General features: G+C 66.7%; 17 protein-coding genes. 8 read left to right on the forward strand and 9 right to left on the reverse strand.

Annotated elements, in window-relative coordinates; translation table 11 throughout:
• Window positions 1-61: 61 nt before the first annotated feature.
• From U1763_RS00540 to madL, 3 genes are read right to left on the reverse strand one after another with little or no spacing between them, the layout of a single operon-like run.
• Window positions 62-754: a GntR family transcriptional regulator gene (locus U1763_RS00540; protein WP_332753639.1), complete on the reverse strand. Its 693-nt coding sequence runs from the start codon at window positions 752-754 to the stop codon at window positions 62-64.
• 6 nt (window positions 755-760) lie between these two features.
• A complete protein-coding gene (madM, locus tag U1763_RS00545) occupies window positions 761-1,525 on the reverse strand; it encodes a malonate transporter subunit MadM (protein WP_332753640.1) in 765 nt (254 codons plus the stop codon).
• A gap of 11 nt (window positions 1,526-1,536) precedes the next feature.
• A complete protein-coding gene (gene madL / locus U1763_RS00550; RefSeq protein WP_332753641.1) occupies window positions 1,537-1,971 on the reverse strand; it encodes a malonate transporter subunit MadL in 435 nt (144 codons plus the stop codon).
• A gap of 164 nt (window positions 1,972-2,135) precedes the next feature.
• On the opposite strand from madL, the gene mdcA reads away from it, so the two are divergent.
• Genes mdcA through U1763_RS00585 form a run of 7 tightly spaced genes read left to right on the forward strand, consistent with a single transcriptional unit; the run spans window position 2,136 to window position 8,195 of the window.
• Window positions 2,136-3,782, forward strand: coding sequence for a malonate decarboxylase subunit alpha (gene mdcA / locus U1763_RS00555; protein ID WP_332753642.1), 1,647 nt, complete (start codon window positions 2,136-2,138; stop codon window positions 3,780-3,782).
• Between the two features lie 6 nt (window positions 3,783-3,788).
• Window positions 3,789-4,106, forward strand: coding sequence for a malonate decarboxylase acyl carrier protein (mdcC, locus tag U1763_RS00560; protein WP_332753643.1), 318 nt, complete (start codon window positions 3,789-3,791; stop codon window positions 4,104-4,106).
• Window positions 4,103-5,125, forward strand: a complete 1,023-nt coding sequence (locus U1763_RS00565; protein WP_332753644.1) for a biotin-independent malonate decarboxylase subunit beta — start codon at window positions 4,103-4,105, stop codon at window positions 5,123-5,125. The genes mdcC and U1763_RS00565 overlap by 4 nt, the downstream gene beginning before the upstream one ends.
• Window positions 5,112-5,828 carry a biotin-independent malonate decarboxylase subunit gamma gene (mdcE, locus tag U1763_RS00570; RefSeq protein ID WP_132734388.1) on the forward strand — a complete coding sequence of 239 codons (717 nt, stop codon included), beginning with the start codon at window positions 5,112-5,114 and terminating at the stop codon, window positions 5,826-5,828. Before U1763_RS00565 ends, mdcE begins: the two co-directional genes overlap by 14 nt.
• Window positions 5,828-6,457, forward strand: coding sequence for a malonate decarboxylase holo-[acyl-carrier-protein] synthase (gene mdcG / locus U1763_RS00575; RefSeq protein WP_332753645.1), 630 nt, complete (start codon window positions 5,828-5,830; stop codon window positions 6,455-6,457). The genes mdcE and mdcG overlap by 1 nt, the downstream gene beginning before the upstream one ends.
• Window positions 6,454-7,287 carry a triphosphoribosyl-dephospho-CoA synthase MdcB gene (gene mdcB / locus U1763_RS00580; protein ID WP_332753646.1) on the forward strand — a complete coding sequence of 278 codons (834 nt, stop codon included), beginning with the start codon at window positions 6,454-6,456 and terminating at the stop codon, window positions 7,285-7,287. The genes mdcG and mdcB overlap by 4 nt, the downstream gene beginning before the upstream one ends.
• Window positions 7,284-8,195, forward strand: a complete 912-nt coding sequence (locus U1763_RS00585) for an acyltransferase domain-containing protein (protein WP_332753647.1) — start codon at window positions 7,284-7,286, stop codon at window positions 8,193-8,195. Before mdcB ends, U1763_RS00585 begins: the two co-directional genes overlap by 4 nt.
• A gap of 53 nt (window positions 8,196-8,248) precedes the next feature.
• On the opposite strand, the gene U1763_RS00590 is transcribed toward U1763_RS00585, so the two are convergent.
• Both U1763_RS00590 and U1763_RS00595 read right to left on the reverse strand, forming a co-directional pair.
• The gene (locus tag U1763_RS00590) at window positions 8,249-9,454 is read right to left on the reverse strand and encodes an MFS transporter (RefSeq protein ID WP_332753648.1); all 1,206 of its coding nucleotides are present in this window, start codon (window positions 9,452-9,454) and stop codon (window positions 8,249-8,251) included.
• Window positions 9,455-9,465: 11 nt separating this feature from the next.
• Window positions 9,466-10,500 (reverse strand): aldo/keto reductase, encoded by a 1,035-nt coding sequence (locus U1763_RS00595; protein WP_332754384.1) that lies wholly within the window; start codon window positions 10,498-10,500, stop codon window positions 9,466-9,468.
• Between the two features lie 86 nt (window positions 10,501-10,586).
• Between U1763_RS00595 and U1763_RS00600 the strand changes: the two genes are divergently transcribed.
• On the forward strand, window positions 10,587-11,495 hold the full coding sequence (locus U1763_RS00600; protein ID WP_332753649.1) for a LysR family transcriptional regulator: 909 nt from the start codon (window positions 10,587-10,589) through the stop codon (window positions 11,493-11,495).
• An 85-nt stretch (window positions 11,496-11,580) separates the two neighbouring features.
• On the opposite strand, the gene U1763_RS00605 is transcribed toward U1763_RS00600, so the two are convergent.
• From U1763_RS00605 to U1763_RS00620, 4 genes are all read right to left on the reverse strand, one after another.
• Window positions 11,581-12,864: a DEAD/DEAH box helicase gene (locus U1763_RS00605; protein ID WP_332753650.1), complete on the reverse strand. Its 1,284-nt coding sequence runs from the start codon at window positions 12,862-12,864 to the stop codon at window positions 11,581-11,583.
• A gap of 180 nt (window positions 12,865-13,044) precedes the next feature.
• Entirely contained in the window at window positions 13,045-14,430 is a 1,386-nt protein-coding gene (locus U1763_RS00610; RefSeq protein ID WP_332753651.1) for a M20/M25/M40 family metallo-hydrolase, read from the reverse strand.
• Window positions 14,431-14,493: 63 nt separating this feature from the next.
• Window positions 14,494-17,058 carry a TonB-dependent receptor gene (locus U1763_RS00615; RefSeq protein WP_332753652.1) on the reverse strand — a complete coding sequence of 855 codons (2,565 nt, stop codon included), beginning with the start codon at window positions 17,056-17,058 and terminating at the stop codon, window positions 14,494-14,496.
• A gap of 141 nt (window positions 17,059-17,199) precedes the next feature.
• Complete coding sequence (locus U1763_RS00620) at window positions 17,200-18,765, reverse strand: tetratricopeptide repeat-containing sulfotransferase family protein (RefSeq protein ID WP_332753653.1); 1,566 nt, start codon at window positions 18,763-18,765, stop codon at window positions 17,200-17,202.
• Between the last annotated feature and the right edge of the window lie 60 nt (window positions 18,766-18,825).

Consider the following 18,825-nt stretch of genomic DNA (forward strand, 5'->3'; position numbering starts at 1 on the left):
AATCCTTAGGCGCTGGGCGTGGGCAACCACCGAGGCCAGCAGGCGGCAGAAATGCTCAACCTCAGGTTTTGGCCGGTTGGATATGCAAGGCGTCCTGGTGCGCGATGTAGCTGTCGAGCGCGCTCGCGGCGTTGAGCATGTGCGCACGCATCCGGCGAGCCGCTTCGTCGCCGTTGCCCTCGGCGATCGCGCGCATGACCGCGTCGTGTTCCGCGCGCGACTTGGCGAGGCGGCGGTCCTGGCGGAGTTGCATGCGACGGAACGCGTTGAGCCGCGTGCGGACCGCGATCGCCTGCTCCGCCAGGAAGTCGTTGTGCGCGGCGCGATAGATCGCCTCGTGGAACTCGCGGTTGAGCGCATCGTATGCGTCGACGTCGCCTGCCTCGACCGCCGCTTCGCTGGCTTCGTGGATGCGGAGCAGGCGACTGCGTTCGAGCGGCGTGATGCGGTAGGTGGCGAGGCGGACGCAGACCGCCTCGATCTCCGCCATCGCCTCGAACATGTCCATCACCTCCTCTGCAGTGACATGCCGAACGATGACGCCGCGGCGCGGCCGGACTTCGACCATGCCACTGGTCGCCAGTTGCCGCAGCGCCTCGCGGACCGGGGTGCGCGAGGCGCCGTAGCGATCCGCCAGTTGCTGTTCGTCGAGCATCGTGCCCGGCGCCAGTTCGCCCGCCGAGATCGCATCGGTCAGCGCATTGCGGATCCGGTCGGACAGCAGCCCGGTGTCTTCGATGTCGATAACGCCCACGTTTCCTCAGCCCCCCACGATCGCGCGGACGATCAGGTACAGGATCGACGGCGCCACCAGACAGCCTAGCCCGGTATGGAAGGTCGCGGTCAAGGCACCATAGGGGACGAGGCGACGATCGGTCGCGGCGAGCCCGCCCGACACGCCGCTGACGGTGCCCATCAGTCCGCCGAACACCATCGCGCTGCGCGGATTGTTCAGCCCGATCAGCCCGGCGACCAAGGGCGTGCCGACCATCACCATCACCGCCTTGAACACGCCGGTCGCGATCGACAGCGCGATCACCGGGGACGAGGCGCCGATCGCCGCGCCGGTGACCGGGCCGACGATATAGGTGACCGCGCCCGCGCCGATCGTCGTCATCGAGACCGCATCGGTATAGCCGAACGACGCCGCGACCAGCGCACCGACGATGAACGGCAGCACCGTGCCGAGCAGCAGCGCGACCACGCCGATCAGCCCCGCCTTCTTCGCCTGTTCGACATCGACCTCGCAGGCGGTGGCGACGATCGCGAAGTCGCGCAACATCGCGCCGCCCATCAGGCCGATCCCGGCGAGCATCGGCAGGTCGGCGAGCCCCTTGTGCCCGCCGGTCGCGATCCCGCCCCAGAAGGCGAGCGCTAGACCGATCAGGATCGCGATCGCCGAACCATGGACTCGGCCCATCGTCAGCTTGGCGGACAGCATGTTCGACAGCCACAGGACGATGCCGACGACCGCGAATGCGGTGAGCAGCGCGTTGGCGGTCAGCACCTTGGTGATCATGTCCATGTCGGTGCGCCTCAGTGCTGGGTTACAGGGGAGGGGGCGAGCGCGGCGTCAGCCTCGCGGGCTTCGCGCGCCTCGATCTCGTCCATCGTCTCGGGTGTGCCCGACAGGCGGCTGATGAGCGCGACCGCGCTGAAGCACACCAGCAGCGCGCCGACGCCGGCGATCAGCACAACCGGCCCGCCCTCGACCGCGGCGACGACGTCCTGTTGGGCCGCCATCGCGACGACGATCGGGATATACAGCGCACCCCAGAAGCCGATCCCGCGCGAGACGCCCTTGACATAGCGGCCGCGTGACTTCAGCCACATCCGTGCGGCGATCAGCAGGATCATCGCGATGCCGACCCCGCCGACATTGGCCTTCACGCCGAGCAGCGCGCCGAGGCCTTCACCAAGCAATTGCCCGATCAACGTGCAGATCGCTAGCAGCGCGACTCCGGCGATCATGCGCCACGTTCCGCATCAAGAGCTGGGGTGGGTATGGACTGGCTCATGGCGTATCCTCTCACTGTATTCGATCTATCGTCTTATATACCTTTAAGTATGCACAGGGTTGTGTTTGGAGCAATAGAGAATACAAAGAGTCGAGAATGAGCGTCAGGAGACGATGCGTGCGGCAGTGGAATACGCGGAAGGCTTTGCGCGAGGAGCGGATCGCGGCCGGGTCTGGCTTCGCCACCGGCAAGCTGGTCCATCCCGAAACGCTGGTCGATTTCCTGGAGGCGGTACTGCGCCCCGGCGACCGGGTCTGCTTGGAGGGTGACAACCAGAAACAGGCGGACGTGCTTGCCAAGGGGCTGGCGGCGATGGATCCCGCGCGAATCCACGACCTGCACATGGTCCAGTCGGGCGTGGTGTTGCCCGAGCATCTCGACGTGTTCGATAGCGGCATCGCGAAGCGGCTCGATTTCTCGTATTCGGGGCCGCAATCGGCGCGGATCGCCAAGATGCTGTTCGGAGGGAAGATCGAGCTGGGCGCGATCCACACCTATCTCGAGCTGTTCGCACGCTATTTCGTCGACCTCACGCCGCAGGTCGCGCTGATCGCCGCGGTCAGCGCGGACCGCCAAGGCAATCTCTATACCGGCCCCAATACCGAGGACACGCCGACGGTGGTCGAGGCGACCAGTTTCGGCAGCGGGCTGGTGATCGCGCAAGTCGGAGAGATCGTCGATACGCTGCCACGCGTCGATATCCCCGGCGACCAAGTCCATTTCGTGCTCGACGCAGGCAAGCCCTTCTATGTCGAGCCGCTGTTCACGCGCGATCCGGCGGCGATGACCGAGACGCAGATCCTGACCGCGATGCTGGCGATCAAGGGCCTGTACCAGCCGTATGGCGTGCGCCGGCTGAACCACGGCATCGGCTTCAACACCGCCGCGATCGAACTGCTGCTACCGACCTATGGCGAGAAGCTCGGGCTGAAGGGCAAGATCTGCACGCACTGGGCGCTCAACCCGCATCCGACGCTGATCCCGGCGATCGAGGCGGGCTGGGTCGAGCAGGTGCATTGCTTCGGCTCCGAGGTCGGCATGGAGGATTACCTTGCCGCGCGGCCCGACATCTTCTTCACCGGGCCCGACGGGTCGCTCCGCTCGAACCGCGCCTTCAGCCAGACCGCGGGGCTTTATGCCTGCGACATGTTCATCGGTTCGACGCTCCAGATCGATCTTGCCGGGCATAGCTCGACGATCACCGCGAACCGAATCGCCGGCTTTGGCGGCGCGCCCAACATGGGGTCGGACGCGCGCGGTCGGCGCCATCCGAGCGCGCCTTGGCTCCAGGCGGGGGCGGAAGCCGATCCCGACACCGCAGCGCCTTTGAGGCGCGGGCGTAAGCTCGTGGTGCAGATCGGCGAGACGTTCGGCGAGGGCAATGCACCCTTGTTCGTCGAGAAGCTCGGCGCGCTCGAACTCGCCGAGAAGCTGGATCTCGATCTGGCGCCGATCATGGTCTATGCCGACGACACCACGCACATCGTCACCGAGGAGGGCATCGCCAACCTGTTGCTGTGCCGCACCGTCGACGAGCGCGAGCAGGCGATCCGCGGCGTCGCGGGCTTCACCGAGATCGGCCGAGGACGCGACAAGGCGATGGTCGAACGGTTGCGCGAACGGAAGATCATCCAGCGACCCGAGGATCTCGGCATCGATCCGCTCGATGCGAACCGGAACATGCTCGCCGCCCGATCGATCAAGGACCTCATGCTCGCCTCGGGCGGGCTGTACCGGCCACCGAGCCGCTTCCGGAACTGGTAGGACAACATGGAAATTCTCCATTTCGATATCGCCGCGCCGATCCCGGCAGGCGGCACGCGGAAAATGGCGCTGGTCGGCGTGGTCGCGTCGGGTAATCTCGAGGTGCTGGTCGAGCGTAGTGACGCACCCGACCGGTGTGCGATCGAGATCAGCACCGCGGCACACGGGTTTCGCGATCTGTGGGACGCGGTGGTCGCCGATTTCGTCGGCAGGCGTGCGGCCGGCGGCTTGCGAATCGCGATCAACGACGGCGGCGCGCGGCCAGACACGGTGTCGCTGCGGCTCGCGCAAGGCGTCCGCATGATCGAGGAGCCCGAGGCATGAGTGATATCCGCCTGAGCTGGTACGAGGCGGGTGCGCGCGAGCGGATCGCCGCGCTGGTCGACACCGGCAGTTTCGCCGAGTTCGTCGGGCCGGAACAGCGCGAGACGAGTCCGCACCTCGGCATCTTCGACCTGCCCGCGCAGTTCGACGACGGGATCGTAGTCGGCAGCGCAGCGCTCGACGGCACGCCGATCCTGGTCGCTGCGCAGGAGGGCCGCTTCATGGGCGGCGCGTTTGGCGAGGTCCACGGCGCCAAGCTGACCGGATTGTTGCGCGCGGCCAATGCGCTCGGGCGCGACGTGGTGATCGCGTTCGACACCGGCGGCGTGCGCTTGCAGGAGGCGAACGCCGGTGAGATTGCGATCGCCGAGATCATGCGCGCGGTCGCCGAAGCGCGGATGGCGGGCGTCCGCGTCGTCGGCCTGATCGGCGGTCGCGCCGGCTGTTACGGCGGCGGCGGTTTGATCGCAGGGTGCTGCTCGACGCTGATCGTCTCCGAACAGGGCCGCATCAGCGTGACCGGCCCCGAGGTGATCGAGACCAACATGGGCGTCGAGGAGTTCGACTCACGCGACCGCGCGCTCGTCTGGCGCACGATGGGCGGCAAGCACCGCACGTTGATCGGTGGCGCCGACGTGTTCGTCGACGACGACGCGGCGGCATTCCGCGGCGCGGCGCGCGCGGCGCTGACTGGGTCGGCTCGACCGCTATCCGATCGGAGCGCCTCTCCCCATCCGTTCGCCCTGAGCGAAGTCGAAGGGCTTGGCCCGATCGACGATGCTTCGACGTTGCTCGGCACGAACGGGAGGGGGGGGCGACCCAATCTCGATCTGGATACTTTGGCAGCCGAGCAGGCGCGGCTCGAACGGCGGATCGAACGGTTCGGGACGGCTGCCGACGCAACCGACATCTGGCACGCACTCGGGATCGACGATCCGCAGGCTATCCCCGACATGCCGGCCACCGCTTTCGTAACCCTTGCCGCCCAGTATCGGGAGAGCGCCGATGACGCCCGTTGAGATCCTCGCCTCGCTGTTTCCGTCCGGTCATTCGGTGACCGCCGAGGGTGACCTGCTGTTCGGGCAGGGAACATTGCCCGGTGGCGCGGTGGTCCATGTCGTCGGCGCGACCGCGCGTGCGCCGATCGGGATCGACCAGGCGATCCGGCTGTCCGCCGCGGTGCTGCAGATCGCGCGCAGTGACGACACCACGCCGATCCTGTTCCTCGTCGACAGCGCTAGCCAGCGGATGAGCCGCCGCGACGAACTGCTCGGGCTCAGCGAATACCTCGCGCACCTCGCCAAGTCGCTGCTGCTTGCCGAAGCGCGTGGCCACCGCACGATCGGGCTGCTCTACGGCGGCAGCGCGGCCGGCGCGTTTATTGCCACAGCACTCGCCTGCGGCACGCTGGTCGCATTGCCCGGCGCGCATCCCGAGGTGATGGACTTAGCCTCAATGGCCCGCGTGACGAAACTGCCGATCGACGTACTGGAGGCGAAGGCGAATACCACGCCGGTCTTCGCACCCGGCCTAGACAACCTCGTCAGCGTCGGCGGTATCGCGGCGGTCTGGGATCCGGACGACAGTCTCGCGGACCAGTTGCAAACGTTGCTCGCATGCTCGCGCAAGGGCGACGACCGGGCCTCCCTCGGCGCGGAGCGTGGCGGGCGGCCGAAATCGGCCCGCATCTCCGGTGAAGTGGCGGCGGCGGCGACGGCGTAATGCGGTTCGAGCGTCACCGATTGGTCTATCTCGATCCAGCCCATTGGAACGAGACGCTAGCCGCCTATCCGGCACTTCAGGCGATCCCCGTGGTGGTCGACTGGGTCGGCTCGGGGCGTCCGCTAATCGCGCGTCGCCCCGTATGCGAAGACATGGCGGGCCGCGTACCGCTCGGCCTGCCGTTGTCGCCGTCGCTGGGAAAGCAGCGTCTGGCCTTTGCGGTGCCGCCCGGTGCGATCACGTCCGATGCGCCATCGCCGTTGCTCTCCGATGCGTTGCGGGAAGCGCCGACCGCGTGGCAGGCAACGATTGCGGCACTCGTCGTGCTAGATCCCGAGACGCGGTGCTTCGGCAGCCTGGCGTGGACGTACCTGACCGGCCTGCCGTATCTGTCAGAGACGTCCGATCTGGATCTCGTTTGGCACGTATCAAAAGCCGACCAAGCCGCCCGCCTGGTTGCTGCACTGGCGCGGATCGACGCGGCGGCGCCGATGCGGCTCGACGGCGAGATCGTGACGCCGACGGGGCTCGCGGTCCAGTGGCGCGAATTGGCTTCCGACGCGCCCGAACTGCTCACCAAGGCAGCAGACGGCAACCGCATGATCGCGCGAACCGAACTGTTTACATGACCGCGCTGGCCCGCTCGGCAACGGCGATCAACAGCGATGGCATCGGCCGGCTCGCGACCGACTGCCTCAAGCTCGAGATCGCGACCTATCCCAAGCCCGGCCTGGTCAGCCCGGTCGATACCGGCGCACACGACGACATGGACGCGGCGATGATGAACCGCAGCGCCGACGCGCTCGAACCGTTCTTCGCAAGCCTCGCCGAAGCGGGCGCGGCCGGTGCAGCCATGGACCGCCTCCGCGCGATCGGGATCGAGGCCGAAGTCGCGATGATGGCGGCCACCGGCGGCGTGAACACGCATCGCGGCGCGATCTTCGGCATGGGGCTGCTAGCCGCCGCCGCCGGGTTTCGCATGGTGTACGGCGCTCGCGGCACACTCGGCGTGATCGTCGCCCAACGCTGGGGCGCGGAGATCATGCACGGACCGGTTGCGCTGCACAGCCACGGCAGCAGCGTCGCGCGACGTCATGCCGCCGGTGGCGCGCGCGCCGAGGCGGCGGGCGGCTTTCCCTCGCTCTACCGGATCGCCGTGCCCGCGCTCGCCGAAGCGCGACATCGGAGCGCGGACGAAGAAGCCTGTCGCGTCCACGCGCTCATGGCGCTGATCGTCGGGGTCGACGACACCAATCTCCTTTACCGCGGTGGCGCAGAAGGGCTCGCCTTCGCGCAACGGCAGGCGCGCGGGTTCCTCGACGCCGGGGGGGGTGACGCCGCCGACTGGCGCGACCGTGCAATCAAGATCCATCACGCGTTCACGGCACGACGGCTCAGCCCAGGCGGCTGTGCCGATCTGCTCGCGATGGCGCTGTTCGTCGAAACCACCGCGCTATGACGCTTGCGCTCTTGTGCTCAGGCCAGGGCCGACAGGATCGCGCGATGCTCGACCTGTTCGCCGACGATCCGCGCGCCGCACCGATCCTCGCCGAGGCGAGCGACGTGCTGGGGCGAGACGTCTTCACGGTCCTGCGCACCGAAGAAGAGGCGACGCTGTTCGCCAACCGGACGAGCCAGATCCTCTGTGTCACCCGCGGACTCGTAGCGACGGCCTGTCTCGCGCCGACGATGCCGTTTGTCGTCGCAGGATACAGCGTCGGCGAAATGACCGCATGGGGCATTGCAGGGATTTGGTCACCCGAACGCACGCTGCATCTGACCGCCGCGCGCGCCGAAGCGATGGATGCTGCAAGCGGTACCGACGACGGGCTAGGCTTTATCCGGGGTCTGCCACGCGAGCGCGTCGATGCGCTTGTCGCCCGGTTCGGCTGCGCCATCGCGATCGTCAATCCCGATCTGCTGTTCGTTATCGGTGGCGAGCGGACCCACGTCGCGCAGTGTTGCAGCGCTGCGTTGGAGGAGGGGGCGACGTCTGCGCGATCGATCGCGGTACACGTCGCCTCGCATACGCCACGTCTTTCGACCGCGGTCGCACCGTTCCGTGCCGCACTGGACAGTTCGGAACCCGTGAAACGTGCGCGAGGCCGCACGCTTATCGGCGCTGCGGACGCGTCGATCGTAAGCGGCACGCGCGGAATAGCCGGATTGGCGGGGCAGATCGACACGATGGTCGACTGGGCGGCCACCCTTGAGGCGGTCCTCGAACGCGGTGTCGATCGCATACTCGAACTCGGGCCGGGCACCGCGCTCGCCAATATGGTGCGTGCGGTCGATCCGGCGCTCGACGTCCGCGCCATCGATGATTTTCGCAGCGTATCGGGGATCAGGGACTGGCTGGCGCGGTAACCGGCGGGACCGGTAGCGCGCCCGAGCACAGTGCGCGAAGTCAGCCCCGATCGTCAGGCATTGGCAGACCGAGCCGCCGCCTCGATCGCCACGTCTGGCTGTCGGCGATCGCGTTTCGACGCGCGGTGCCGTGCGACGATCACCGCGACCAAGCCAAGACCGGAGGCGGCGGCTCCCGCCAGCGCCACGGCGGGATAGCCGGTGCCCGCCGCGATCACGCCGCCGCCCACTGCTGCGCCGATCGCGTTGCCTAGGTTGAACGCACCGATGTTCATCGCCGACGCGAGGTTGGGCGCGTCCGCAGCAGCGTGCATCACCCGGACCTGGAGCGGCGGGACCAGCGCGAAGCTTGCGATGCCCCACAGGAATATCAGGATCGCGGTAGGTCCCTTGAACGGCATCAGCATCGCGAACCCGACGAGGATTGCGGCCAGCGCAGCGAGCGTCACGATCAGCGTCCGGTCGACCGAGCGATCGGCGAAGCGTCCGCCGAGCCAGTTGCCGATCGTCAGGCCGACGCCGTACGTCACCAGCATCGCGGTGATATAGCCGAGCGAGGCGTGCGTCACCTCGCGCAGGATCGGGGTGATGTAGGTAAAGACCGTGAACATCGCGCTCGCACCGAAGACGGTAAGGCCCAGCGCCCCGAGCACCGGTCCCCGCGTCAGCACGCGGAGTTCCGCGATCGGATCGCTGCCCACGGGCGCGGGCAGCGCCGGCAGCGTCAGGCGGAGCGCCACCATCGTCGCGACGCCGAGCGCCGAGATTCCCCAGAATGCCGAACGCCATCCGAGATGATCGCCGGCCCAGGTTGCAAGCGGCACGCCGACCACGTTGGCGATGGTCAGCCCCATGAACATCGCCGCGACCGCGCCCGCGCGGCGCTCGGCCGGGACGAGACTGGCCGCGACGATCGCGCCGACGCCGAAGAACGCGCCGTGATTGAACGACGTCAGGACTCGTGCCGCCATCAGCATGCCGTATCCGGTCGCTACCGCCGCAAGCAGGTTGCCGATGGTGAAGATCCCGGCGAGCGCGATCAGCAGCGTTCGCCGCGGCACGCGTCCGGTGGTCAGCGTCATCAGCGGCGCGCCGATCACCACGCCCAAGGCATAGGCGCTGATCAGCAGCCCGGCAGTCGGGATCGACACGCCAAGATCGGTGGCGATGACGGGGAGCAGCCCCATCGGCGCGAATTCGGTCACGCCGATGCCGAAGGCGCCGACGGACAGGGCCAGCAGGCCGGGATTGAGTTTCATGATGGCGCTCCTCAGACCAGCGCGGGGTTCAGGCGGGCAAAGCCTTCCTGCTGCCGGTACGGCGTGTGCGGGTAGGGCGGCAGGACATCGCTGGCGGCATCGAGCGTGGCGACCTGATCCGCCGACAGCGTCCAGCCGACCGCCCCGAGATTGTCACGCAACTGCTCTTCATTGCGCGCGCCGATGATGACCGACGCCACGGTCGGACGCCGCAACAGCCAGTTGATCGCGACCTGCGGCACGGTCTTGGCGGTGTCCGCTGCAACCGCCTCGAGCGCATCGATCACGCGGTACAGATGGTCGGTCTCGACCGGCGGCGCGAATTGCTCGGTATCGTGGAGGCGGCTGCCCGCGGGGATCAGCCGATCCCGCCCGATCCTGCCCGTCAGTCGGCCCCAGCCGAGCGGACTCCACACCAGCGCGCCGAGACCCTGGTCGGCCCCGAGCGGCATCAGATCGGCTTCATAGGCGCGCCCGATCAGCGAGTAATAGACCTGATGCGCGACGAGACGCGGCCAGCCGTACCGGTCGGCAATCGCCTGCGCCTTCATCACCTGCCAGCCCGGATAGTTGGAGACTCCCGCGTAGCGCACCTTGCCGGCGGCGATCAGCGTGTCGAGCGTCCCCATCAGCTCCTCGGCCGGGGTGGACGCATCATAGGCGTGAACCTGGAGGATATCGACATGATCCGTGCCAAGACGTCGCAGCGACGCCTCGACCGCACGGATCAGGCGCGCGCGGGACGTGCCCCAGTCGCCGGGCCCATCGCCCATCGGCAGTCCGGTCTTGGTCGACACGAGCACCTGATCGCGCCGACCCTTGATCGCGGCACCGAGTACCGTTTCCGACGCGCCGTTCGAATAGACGTCGGCGGTGTCGAACAGCGTGACGCCGGCGTCGAGGCAAATGTCGACCATGCGGCGTGCTTCGGTCTCGTCGCTGTGTCCCCAGGCGCCGAACAACGGCCCGGATCCGCCGAAAGTAGCCGTTCCGAAGCTGAGGGCCGGGACGCGTAGTCCCGAGGATCCCAATTGCCGATAGTCCATATCCATATCCCCGCTATTAACCTGATGCATAGATGGGTGGATCGAGGCCAATCTATTAGCGGCCGAGTGCGCGAAGGATTTGTGAAATGAACGCAAAGATGGGTCTGGGGGCTGATCGGGCGCGCGCGCTCGAACTGTTCGCGACGGTGATGCGCGAAGGCAGTTTCTCGGGTGCGGGCCGGGTGCTGGGGCTGACGCCATCGGCGGTCGCCCGGTCGCTCGATCGGATCGAGGCGCGGCTCGGGGTACGGCTGCTGCTCCGCTCCACCCGCGCGTTGACGGTAACCGCGGAAGGGCAGGCCTATCTGCAGATGGCCCGGCGGATCCTAGCCGATCTCGACGATGCCGAGCAACAGATCGCCGATCAGGGCGCGCCGCGTGGACGGCTGCGGATCAGCGCCGCGCTGTCGCACGGGCGGTTGTGCATCGTGCCGCTACTCGGCGTATTCGCGCGCCTCTACCCGCATATCCTGGTGGACTTCGCGTTGACCGATACGATCGCCGACGTGGCCGCGGGGCAGGCGGACGTGGCGATCCGGTTCGGGCCGCTTGGTGACAGCCTGTTGACTGCGCGCAAGCTCGGCGAGAGCAGGCGGGTGATCGTCGCCGCACCCGACTATCTGGCGCGATGCGGCATGCCGATGCGTCCCGAAGATCTCCACCAGCATAATTGCCTCAACTTCAACTTCCGTCGGGTCGAGCCAGTCTGGCCGTTCCGCGTCGAAGGACGCGACGTCACCCTGTCGGTGAAGGGCAATATCGAAGCGAACAACGGCGAAACGCTCGGCCAGCTTGCCGCGGCGGGCGTCGGCATCGCGCGGGTCGGTGCGTTCAGCGTCGTCGACGATATCGCCGCTGGTCGGCTGATCGCTGTGTTGGACGATTTCAATCCCGGCGATGTCGAGCTGATCCATGCGGTATTCGTCGGCGGTGGGAACATGCCTGCGCGCGTCCGCGTGTTCGTCGACTTCCTGGCCGCCCGCCTCGCCGGTTGAGCTTTATCGGCCCCAATTCCGACCGGTGATCCTGACCGGCGTGACGGGGCGGTTCCTTCGCCCCGTCACGCCGGTCAGGATCGCATCAAGCGGCTTTGGCGGCCATCCGCGCGGCGATCTTCTCTTCCTCGGTCCAGACCTTCCGCTCGCGCGGTGCCTTGGCCGGCTTGACCTGCTTGACCGGACCGCCGCCCAGCACGGGCGCGCGCTTGGTCGAGTGGCGCGCCACTTCGCAATGCCATTCATGGTCGTCCTGCACGGTCAGCGTGCGACCGATCTCGCGCTCGACATCGTGCAGCCACGCGCGCTGCTCGGCATCGCACAGCGTGATCGCAAAGCCACTGCGGCCGGCGCGACCGGTGCGGCCGATCCGGTGGACATAGCTCTCCGGCAGGCTCGGCAAATCGTGGTTGAAGACGTGGGTGACGGTATCGACGTCGATGCCGCGCGCGGCGATATCGGTCGCGACCAGCACCTGCACGGTACCCGCCCGGAACGCGTCGAGCGCCCGCTCGCGCTGGCCTTGCGACTTGTTGCCGTGCAGCGCCTCGGCGGTGATCCCCGCCTCGCCGATGAACGCGCACACGTCGTTGGCGATGTTCTTTTGCAGTGTGAACACCACTGCCTGGCCCATGTCGGGCGTCTTGAGCAACGCGAGCAACGCCGCCTTCTTGTCGGCGGCGTCGAGGAACATCACCGACTGGTCGATCCGGTCGACGGTGGTCGATGGCGGTGCGATCTCGACCTTGGCGGGATCGCGCAACAGGCTCTCGGCCAGCGCGGCGATCGACTTCGGCATCGTTGCCGAGAACAGCAGCGTATGCCGATCCGTCGGCAGCGTCGCAACGAGCCGCTCGATCGGCTTGGCAAAGCCCATGTCGAGCATCTGGTCCGCTTCATCCAGCACTAACGCTTCGAGCTGCGACAGGTCGCAAACGCCTTGATCGACCAGGTCGAGCAGGCGTCCCGGCGCGGCGACGATGATGTCGACGCCCGTTTCCAGCGCCTTGACTTGGTGGAACTGGCTGACGCCGCCAAAGATCGTCATCACGCTCGGCTTCAGATGCCGACCAAAGCTCTCAAAGCCGGCAGCGATCTGCGACACCAGCTCGCGCGTCGGCGCGAGGACGAGGATACGCGCGCCGCCCTTGGGCGCCGGCCGGGGATCGGCGGCGAGGCGGTGGAGCAGCGGCAGCGCGAACGCCGCGGTCTTGCCGGTCCCGGTCTGCGCCATGCCGAGCATGTCGCGGCCCTGCAGCAGCATCGGGATCGATTGCGCCTGGATCGGGGTAGGGCTCACATAGCCTTCCTCCGCTAGCGCCTGCAGCAAAGACGGTGCGAGGGAGAGATCGGCAAAGGTCATGGTCATGGTAACGCGGCGCCTCCGGCGCTGGGCAAGCTGCGCCGAAGGGCTTAGCGTAGGGTGAGCGCGGGCAGCTAGAAGTGATGCTGCACTGCGTCAATGTAGAAAGCCGGGCGGCGGCATTTAATGCCCGGCTCCCCTACCAATTCGTCACGTCGCGAGAGGACCGCGCGCCTTTTCTGCGCGTTACTTCGTCAGGTCGGTCAGCAGCGAGCGGTAATAGGTGATCGCCAGCGGGATGTTGTCGATGGGGGTGCGCTCGTTCAGGCCGTGGCTGAAGTCGTCGGACTGCTTGATGAAGGTCGGGCTCACGCCGTAGCTCGGCACGCCGACCGAGCGATACCACATCGAATCGCTCGCGCCCGCCGACATGCTCGGAAAGATCGGTACGCCGGGACGGATCGCGCCCATTGCCTTCTTCACCGCACCGGTCAGGTCGGCGCGCAGCGGCGAGGCGTCGGTCGGGTTCGATCCCTCGGTGACGTCGCTGAACTTGACGCCGGGGTCGGCGGCGACCCTGGCGAGTTCGGCCATCACGGTCGCGGGCTTCACGCCGGGAAAGATCCGGCAGTTGATGTTGGCGGTCGCGCGCTGCGGCAGCGCGTTGAGCGCATGACCGCCGTTGATCATCGATGTGACGCAGGTCGTGCCGATCTGGCCGACATACCCCGGATTGGCGGCGAGCGTCTCGATCGCCTTCTGGTCCTTCGGGTTCGCCGCGAAGGCGCGCATCGCGGCGTCGATCTCGGGCGTCTGGCGCGGGGCGACACCCTCGAAATAGCCCTTGGTGATCGGCGACAGCTGCGGCGTGAAACGATAGTCGCCGATCCTGACCAGCGCCGCGGCGAGCTGGTTGATCGCGTTGACCTTGCGCGGCGCGGACGAGTGACCACCCGCGCTGGTCGTCTCGAGCTGGAAATCGGCATAGGTCTTTTCGGCGGCGCCGATCGTGAAATACTCGGCCTTGCCGCTTTCCGCGTACAGCCCGCCGCCGCCGTCGATGTTGAGCGCCATCTCGGCAGTCTTTAGCTTTTCGGCGATGAGCGACGAGGTCTTCATCACGGTTTCCTCGTCGCCCGACAGCGCCAGGACGATGCCGCGCTTGGGCGCATAGCCTGCCTTCTTCATGTCGAGCAGCGTCGCGATCGCGAGCGCGGCGTCGAGCTTCATGTCGGTCGCGCCGCGGCCGTAGAGATAGCCGTTCTCGACCACTGCGGTAAACGGATCGCGCTGCCAGTCGGCGGGCTTGGCCTCGACCACGTCGATATGCCCGGAGATCACGATCGGCTTCAACGCCGCATCGCTGCCCTTCCAGGTGGCTATCAGATAAGCGGTGTCGTCGACCGGCGTGACCGTCACGTCACTCGCCGCAAAGCCGCCGCCAACCAGCACCGACTTCAGATAGGCGGCGAGCTGCGGCGTCTGGTTGCCGGGACCACGAACGCTACGAAACGCGATCATCTTCTTGGCAATCTCGAGCCCGTTGGTCGCGGCGGTCTGCGCCTGCGCGGCAGCGGGCGGGGCGGTCATCGCGGCGGTGCAGGCCAGGAGAAGCTTGAGCTTTGACGTCATCATCATCTTTCTTCGGAGAAAACTATCCTCCCCCTGGCGGGGGAGGATCGCAACGAGCCATTCTTAGAACTTCGCCCCAGCGCGCAGCCCGATCGTCCGCGGCGTGCTGGTCACAATGTAGGTCCGCTGCGAACACGTCCCGCATTGCTGATACCGCGACAATTGCGCGCGTTCGTCCCACAGGTTCTGGACGAACACCTCGAAGGTGAAGTTCGAAACCTCCGCGCCGACTGAGGCATTGCCCGTCGTATAGGCCTTGAGTCGTCCCAGCGTCGCCGCCTGCGCCAGTCGGATATCCGCCGACGCCGAACTCTGATGCGCGACCAGCCCCTGGATATACGCCTTTGCCGAGCCGATTGGCATGCTGTAGCGCGCCGTGCCACTCGCCTTGAACCGCGGCGTGATCGGTAGGCGCGTACCCGATGGCGCCAGCACATCGGTACCGTCGCCGCTACAGATCTGCGTCGCGCACAGATCGCTGCGCGTCTTCGCATCGGTGTACGCCGCCGCCGCGGTCAGCGACAGGCCGCCCGTCGAGAAGTTCGCATCCGCCTCGGCACCCCTGATCCGCGCATTCGGCCCGTTCTGGATGATCGTGAAGCTGTTCAGCCCGAGGAACGAGAACTGGAACTTGTCCCACGCCTGCTGATAGATCGACGCATTGAACCGCAGCCGGTCGAACAAGGTGGTCTTCAGGCCGAGCTCGTAATTGGTCAGGAAATCCGCGTCATACGGCGCGACGTCGCCCCGGCGGTTGATCCCGCCCGGTCGGAAACCGCGCGAGAAGGTGGCATAGGCCATGACCGTGTCGGTGGGCTTGAACGTCAGGTTGAAGCGGTAGGTCCCGCCTTGCCCCTGCGTCTTCTTCGGGATCAGGCCGGTGGTCGTGTAGGTCGCCAGATTGGTACACGGCGAGCCCGACACGGCTGCGGGCAACAACGTCGACGTGTCGCCACCGCTCAGATAGGCTTCCCGCAAGGTCTGGCCGTTCGCCAGATAACAGCCCGCGACGCCGGTCTGGCTGCTGCCCGCGGCATTGAACGGCGTGGCGGTGTAGGGCCGGCCATCGTCCGGATCGACCGCGGGATTGCGCCCGAACCCGTAGAAGCCGATCAGCGAATTGTCGTAGATGTACGCGCGGCCACCCGCCGTCGCGGTCAGGTTCGGCAGGATGTCGAAGCTCGCCTCGCCGAACATCGCGTAATCCTTGTCGACGCGCTTCTGCTGGGTCAGCCACAAGGTGCCCGGCGAGCCGTTGACCGACACTGCGGTGCCGAGATTGGCGATCTGGTAATCCTGGAAGATCGCGTTGGTCTGGCGCTGGTAGAAGGCACCGGCGACGATCCGGAACCGATCCTCGACGGGCGAGGCGACGCGCAGTTCCTGGCTGGTCTTCTTGAAATGGTCGGTGCCGATGATCTTCTGCCGCGGATCGATCGTCCGGCCGGCATTGTCCTGGTAATAGAAATAGCCGGCGAGTCCGCCGACCGAGGAGTAGGCCGAGTCATACGCCTCGGCGTAATCGGTATAGTCGCTCGACGTGTAGGTCTTCCGGTCGAGATACGCGCCGGCATAGGTGACGTCCCAATTGCCGACCTTGCCCTCGATCGTCAGCGCGCCCTGGATGAAGCGGTCGCGGCGGAACTCTGGGAAGAAATGCTGGACCTGGAGATCGCCGACCTTCGGATCATAGCCATAGGTGCCGTGGTTGCGCTGTTCCTGGTACAGCACTGTCGGTGTCACGGTCCAGTTGCTGTCGAGATCGACCTTGAGCGCGGCGCGGCCGCCATAGGTCTCGGTATCGTTGTAGTTCTTCTTCACGAACGCGGCATTGTCGACGACCACGCCGCCGTTCGCCGAGGTGCACGAGGTCGCGGTCGGCTCGGGCAGATAGCTGCGACACCCGGCGACGTTGTCGATGAAGCCGGCATCGCGCTGATAGAAGCCGACCACGCGCAGTGCCGCGCTTTCGGACAGCGGCATGTTGAGCATGCCCTCGATCTTGCTGCCGATCCCGCCCGACTTGACGCTGTTCACCTCGCCATCGACACGGCCGTAAAAGTCGCTGGTGTCGGGCTTGTTGGTGATGATCCGGATCGTACCCGCTTCGGACGACGCGCCGTAGAGCGTGCCCTGTGGCCCGGCGAGGCTCTCGATCCGCGCGATGTCGTAGATGTGGACGTCGAGCGTGCCGCCGATCGTCGTCACCGGCTGCTCGTCGAGATACGTTCCGACCGAGGGCAGCGGCCCCGAATGGTTGCCATCGCCGCCCGATGCGACGCCGCGCATATAGACGACCGTCGAGCCCGGCTGCGTCGTCTGGAACGACACCGACGGCAACAGCTGCGTGTATTGGTTGAAGTTCGAGATGTTCAGATCGTCGAGCCGCTTGGTGCCGATCGCCTGAATGCTGATCGGGACCGCCTGGATATTCTGGTCGCGCTTCTGCGCGGTGACGACAATATCGCCTTCATACTCGCCGGCCTGCGGTGCCGTCGCGTCCGGGGTCGGCGCAGCGATGGTCGGCGGGGCGGTGGTCTGCGGGGCGGTGGTCGGCGCGGCAGTGGTCGCAGTTTGCGCGAAGGTTGGCGTGACGATGGCCGATGACGCCAAGAGCGACGCGATCACTACGCGACGATCGATTATGTGCATGCTCGTTGCCCCCACGACGATTTGTGTCCGCAACCTGTGTTGCGGCGCAACAAACGTCAAACGAAGCTTCGCGGCAATAAACATTTTGTGACGCATCCGTGACGTTTTCGCCACGGGTCAGGTCGTCGCGGCGAGTCCCAGGGCGGATCGCAGCGGCCCGAGCCACTGGTCGTAGGGACGCCACGCATCGACGCCGTCGCGATTGATCGGCCGGCGCACCTGTTCGGAGCTGGCGGTGCGGACCGCGCGCTCGGTCTCGTGGAAGGCGAGGCAGGCAGGCTCGAAATCCAGTCCGCAGGCCGCGAGCAACGCGCGGACCTCGACCTCGGTATTCTCCAGCAGCGCCTCGTGATCGACGCGGTGGACTCTTCCTGGCAGCACTGCGTCGACATGCGTCATCAGCCGGACATAGTCGGTGTAATAGCGGCCAAGATCGTCGAGCGAATAGCTGAACGTCTGCCCTCTAGCGTAATGCTGTTTGAAGTTCGAGAAGCAGCAGTCGAGCGGATCGCGACGTGCGTTGATGATACGCGCATTGGGCAGCGCGAGGTGGATCAGCGCGACATGCGCCCAGTTGTTGGGCAGCTTGTCGATGAAGAACGGCCTATCGGTGCGCCGCTGGATCGCGGCACGACGCAGATAGTCTTCGCCGATGTCACGCAACGCGTCGGCGGACAGCGCCTCCAGTCCCTGCGGATAGTGCACGATCCGGCGGGCCAGCGCGGGCATGTCGGGCAGTTCGGTCGTCCCCTCGACCAGGCTGTGGCTGGCCAAAATCTGTTCGATCAGCGTCGAGCCCGCGCGCGGCATCCCGAGCACGAAGATCGGGTCCGGCGTGGTCGACCCATGATCGTGCCGAGCCGCAACAAATTCGGGCGTCAACAGCGCGATGCTGCGATCGACGAACGCCGTCGTTTCGTCCGCGTCGTACACGATCCGCGTCCGGCGAAGCGCGTTGCCCGCCGCGTAGTGCGCGAACGACTGCACCGGATCGCGGCGGTCCTCGAACGCCTTGCCGAGCGCGAAATCGAGGTGGAAGCGGTCCTCGTCGTCCAGATCGTCGCGCGCGAGGGCGGCCTCCATCGCCGCAATATCGTCGTCGTCGAACTTTACCGTCTTGAGGTTGGCGAGGCTCCACCACGCGTCGCCAAGCGTTGGCAACAGCGACAGCGCGCGGCGATACGCGGCGATGCCGTCGTCGCGACGCCCGACCGTCTTGAGCATATGCCCATAGCTCAGCCACACCCGCGGCTGGCCGGGCGCATCGTGCAGGACCTTCTCGTACAGCGCGATCGCATCCTCGAACCCGCCGAGCCGGCCAAGTGCGGCGGCCTTCAAATTCGCATGCCCCGGATTGTCCGGCTCGTCCGCGATCACCGCATCGAGCAAGGTCAGCGCCTCGGGTGCGCGGTTCTGGCGGTACAGCACGAGCGCGAGGTTTGCGCGCGCCGCGGTAAAGCCCGGCGCCAGCTCGACCGCGCGCCGCAGCAACGCCTCGGCATCGCCATAGCGGCCGATCCGCCCTGCCAGTTCGGCCAGCATCCGGATTGCACGCGCATCGAACGGATCGCGCTTGAGATACGCCTTGAGCAACGGTTCGGCGACGTGAAGCTGATTGTCGTGCAGCGCCAGCGCCGCCTGCATCAGATCTTCAGGCCAGCGGGGGGGAGCGGTGGAAGCCATCGGTCCGGACAGTCGCGACGCGCAACGTGAACGTCAAGCGCGCCGTCGCGCGGTCCAGCG

The sequence above is a fragment of the Sphingomonas sorbitolis genome (genome assembly GCF_036663875.1).
Taxonomy (GTDB): domain Bacteria; phylum Pseudomonadota; class Alphaproteobacteria; order Sphingomonadales; family Sphingomonadaceae; genus Sphingomonas.

Coding starts and splice junctions, on each gene's coding strand:
- U1763_RS00595 (WP_332754384.1), bottom strand. CDS start 10,500: ATGGACTATCGGCAATTGGGATCCTCGGGACTACGCGTCCCGGCCCTC.
- U1763_RS00590 (WP_332753648.1), bottom strand. CDS start 9,454: ATGAAACTCAATCCCGGCCTGCTGGCCCTGTCCGTCGGCGCCTTCGGC.
- mdcE (WP_132734388.1), top strand. CDS start 5,112: ATGACGCCCGTTGAGATCCTCGCCTCGCTGTTTCCGTCCGGTCATTCG.
- U1763_RS00605 (WP_332753650.1), bottom strand. CDS start 12,864: ATGACCATGACCTTTGCCGATCTCTCCCTCGCACCGTCTTTGCTGCAG.
- U1763_RS00600 (WP_332753649.1), top strand. CDS start 10,587: ATGAACGCAAAGATGGGTCTGGGGGCTGATCGGGCGCGCGCGCTCGAA.
- mdcG (WP_332753645.1), top strand. CDS start 5,828: ATGCGGTTCGAGCGTCACCGATTGGTCTATCTCGATCCAGCCCATTGG.
- mdcC (WP_332753643.1), top strand. CDS start 3,789: ATGGAAATTCTCCATTTCGATATCGCCGCGCCGATCCCGGCAGGCGGC.
- mdcB (WP_332753646.1), top strand. CDS start 6,454: ATGACCGCGCTGGCCCGCTCGGCAACGGCGATCAACAGCGATGGCATC.
- U1763_RS00620 (WP_332753653.1), bottom strand. CDS start 18,765: ATGGCTTCCACCGCTCCCCCCCGCTGGCCTGAAGATCTGATGCAGGCG.
- U1763_RS00585 (WP_332753647.1), top strand. CDS start 7,284: ATGACGCTTGCGCTCTTGTGCTCAGGCCAGGGCCGACAGGATCGCGCG.
- madL (WP_332753641.1), bottom strand. CDS start 1,971: ATGATCGCCGGAGTCGCGCTGCTAGCGATCTGCACGTTGATCGGGCAA.
- U1763_RS00565 (WP_332753644.1), top strand. CDS start 4,103: ATGAGTGATATCCGCCTGAGCTGGTACGAGGCGGGTGCGCGCGAGCGG.
- U1763_RS00610 (WP_332753651.1), bottom strand. CDS start 14,430: ATGACGTCAAAGCTCAAGCTTCTCCTGGCCTGCACCGCCGCGATGACC.
- madM (WP_332753640.1), bottom strand. CDS start 1,525: ATGGACATGATCACCAAGGTGCTGACCGCCAACGCGCTGCTCACCGCA.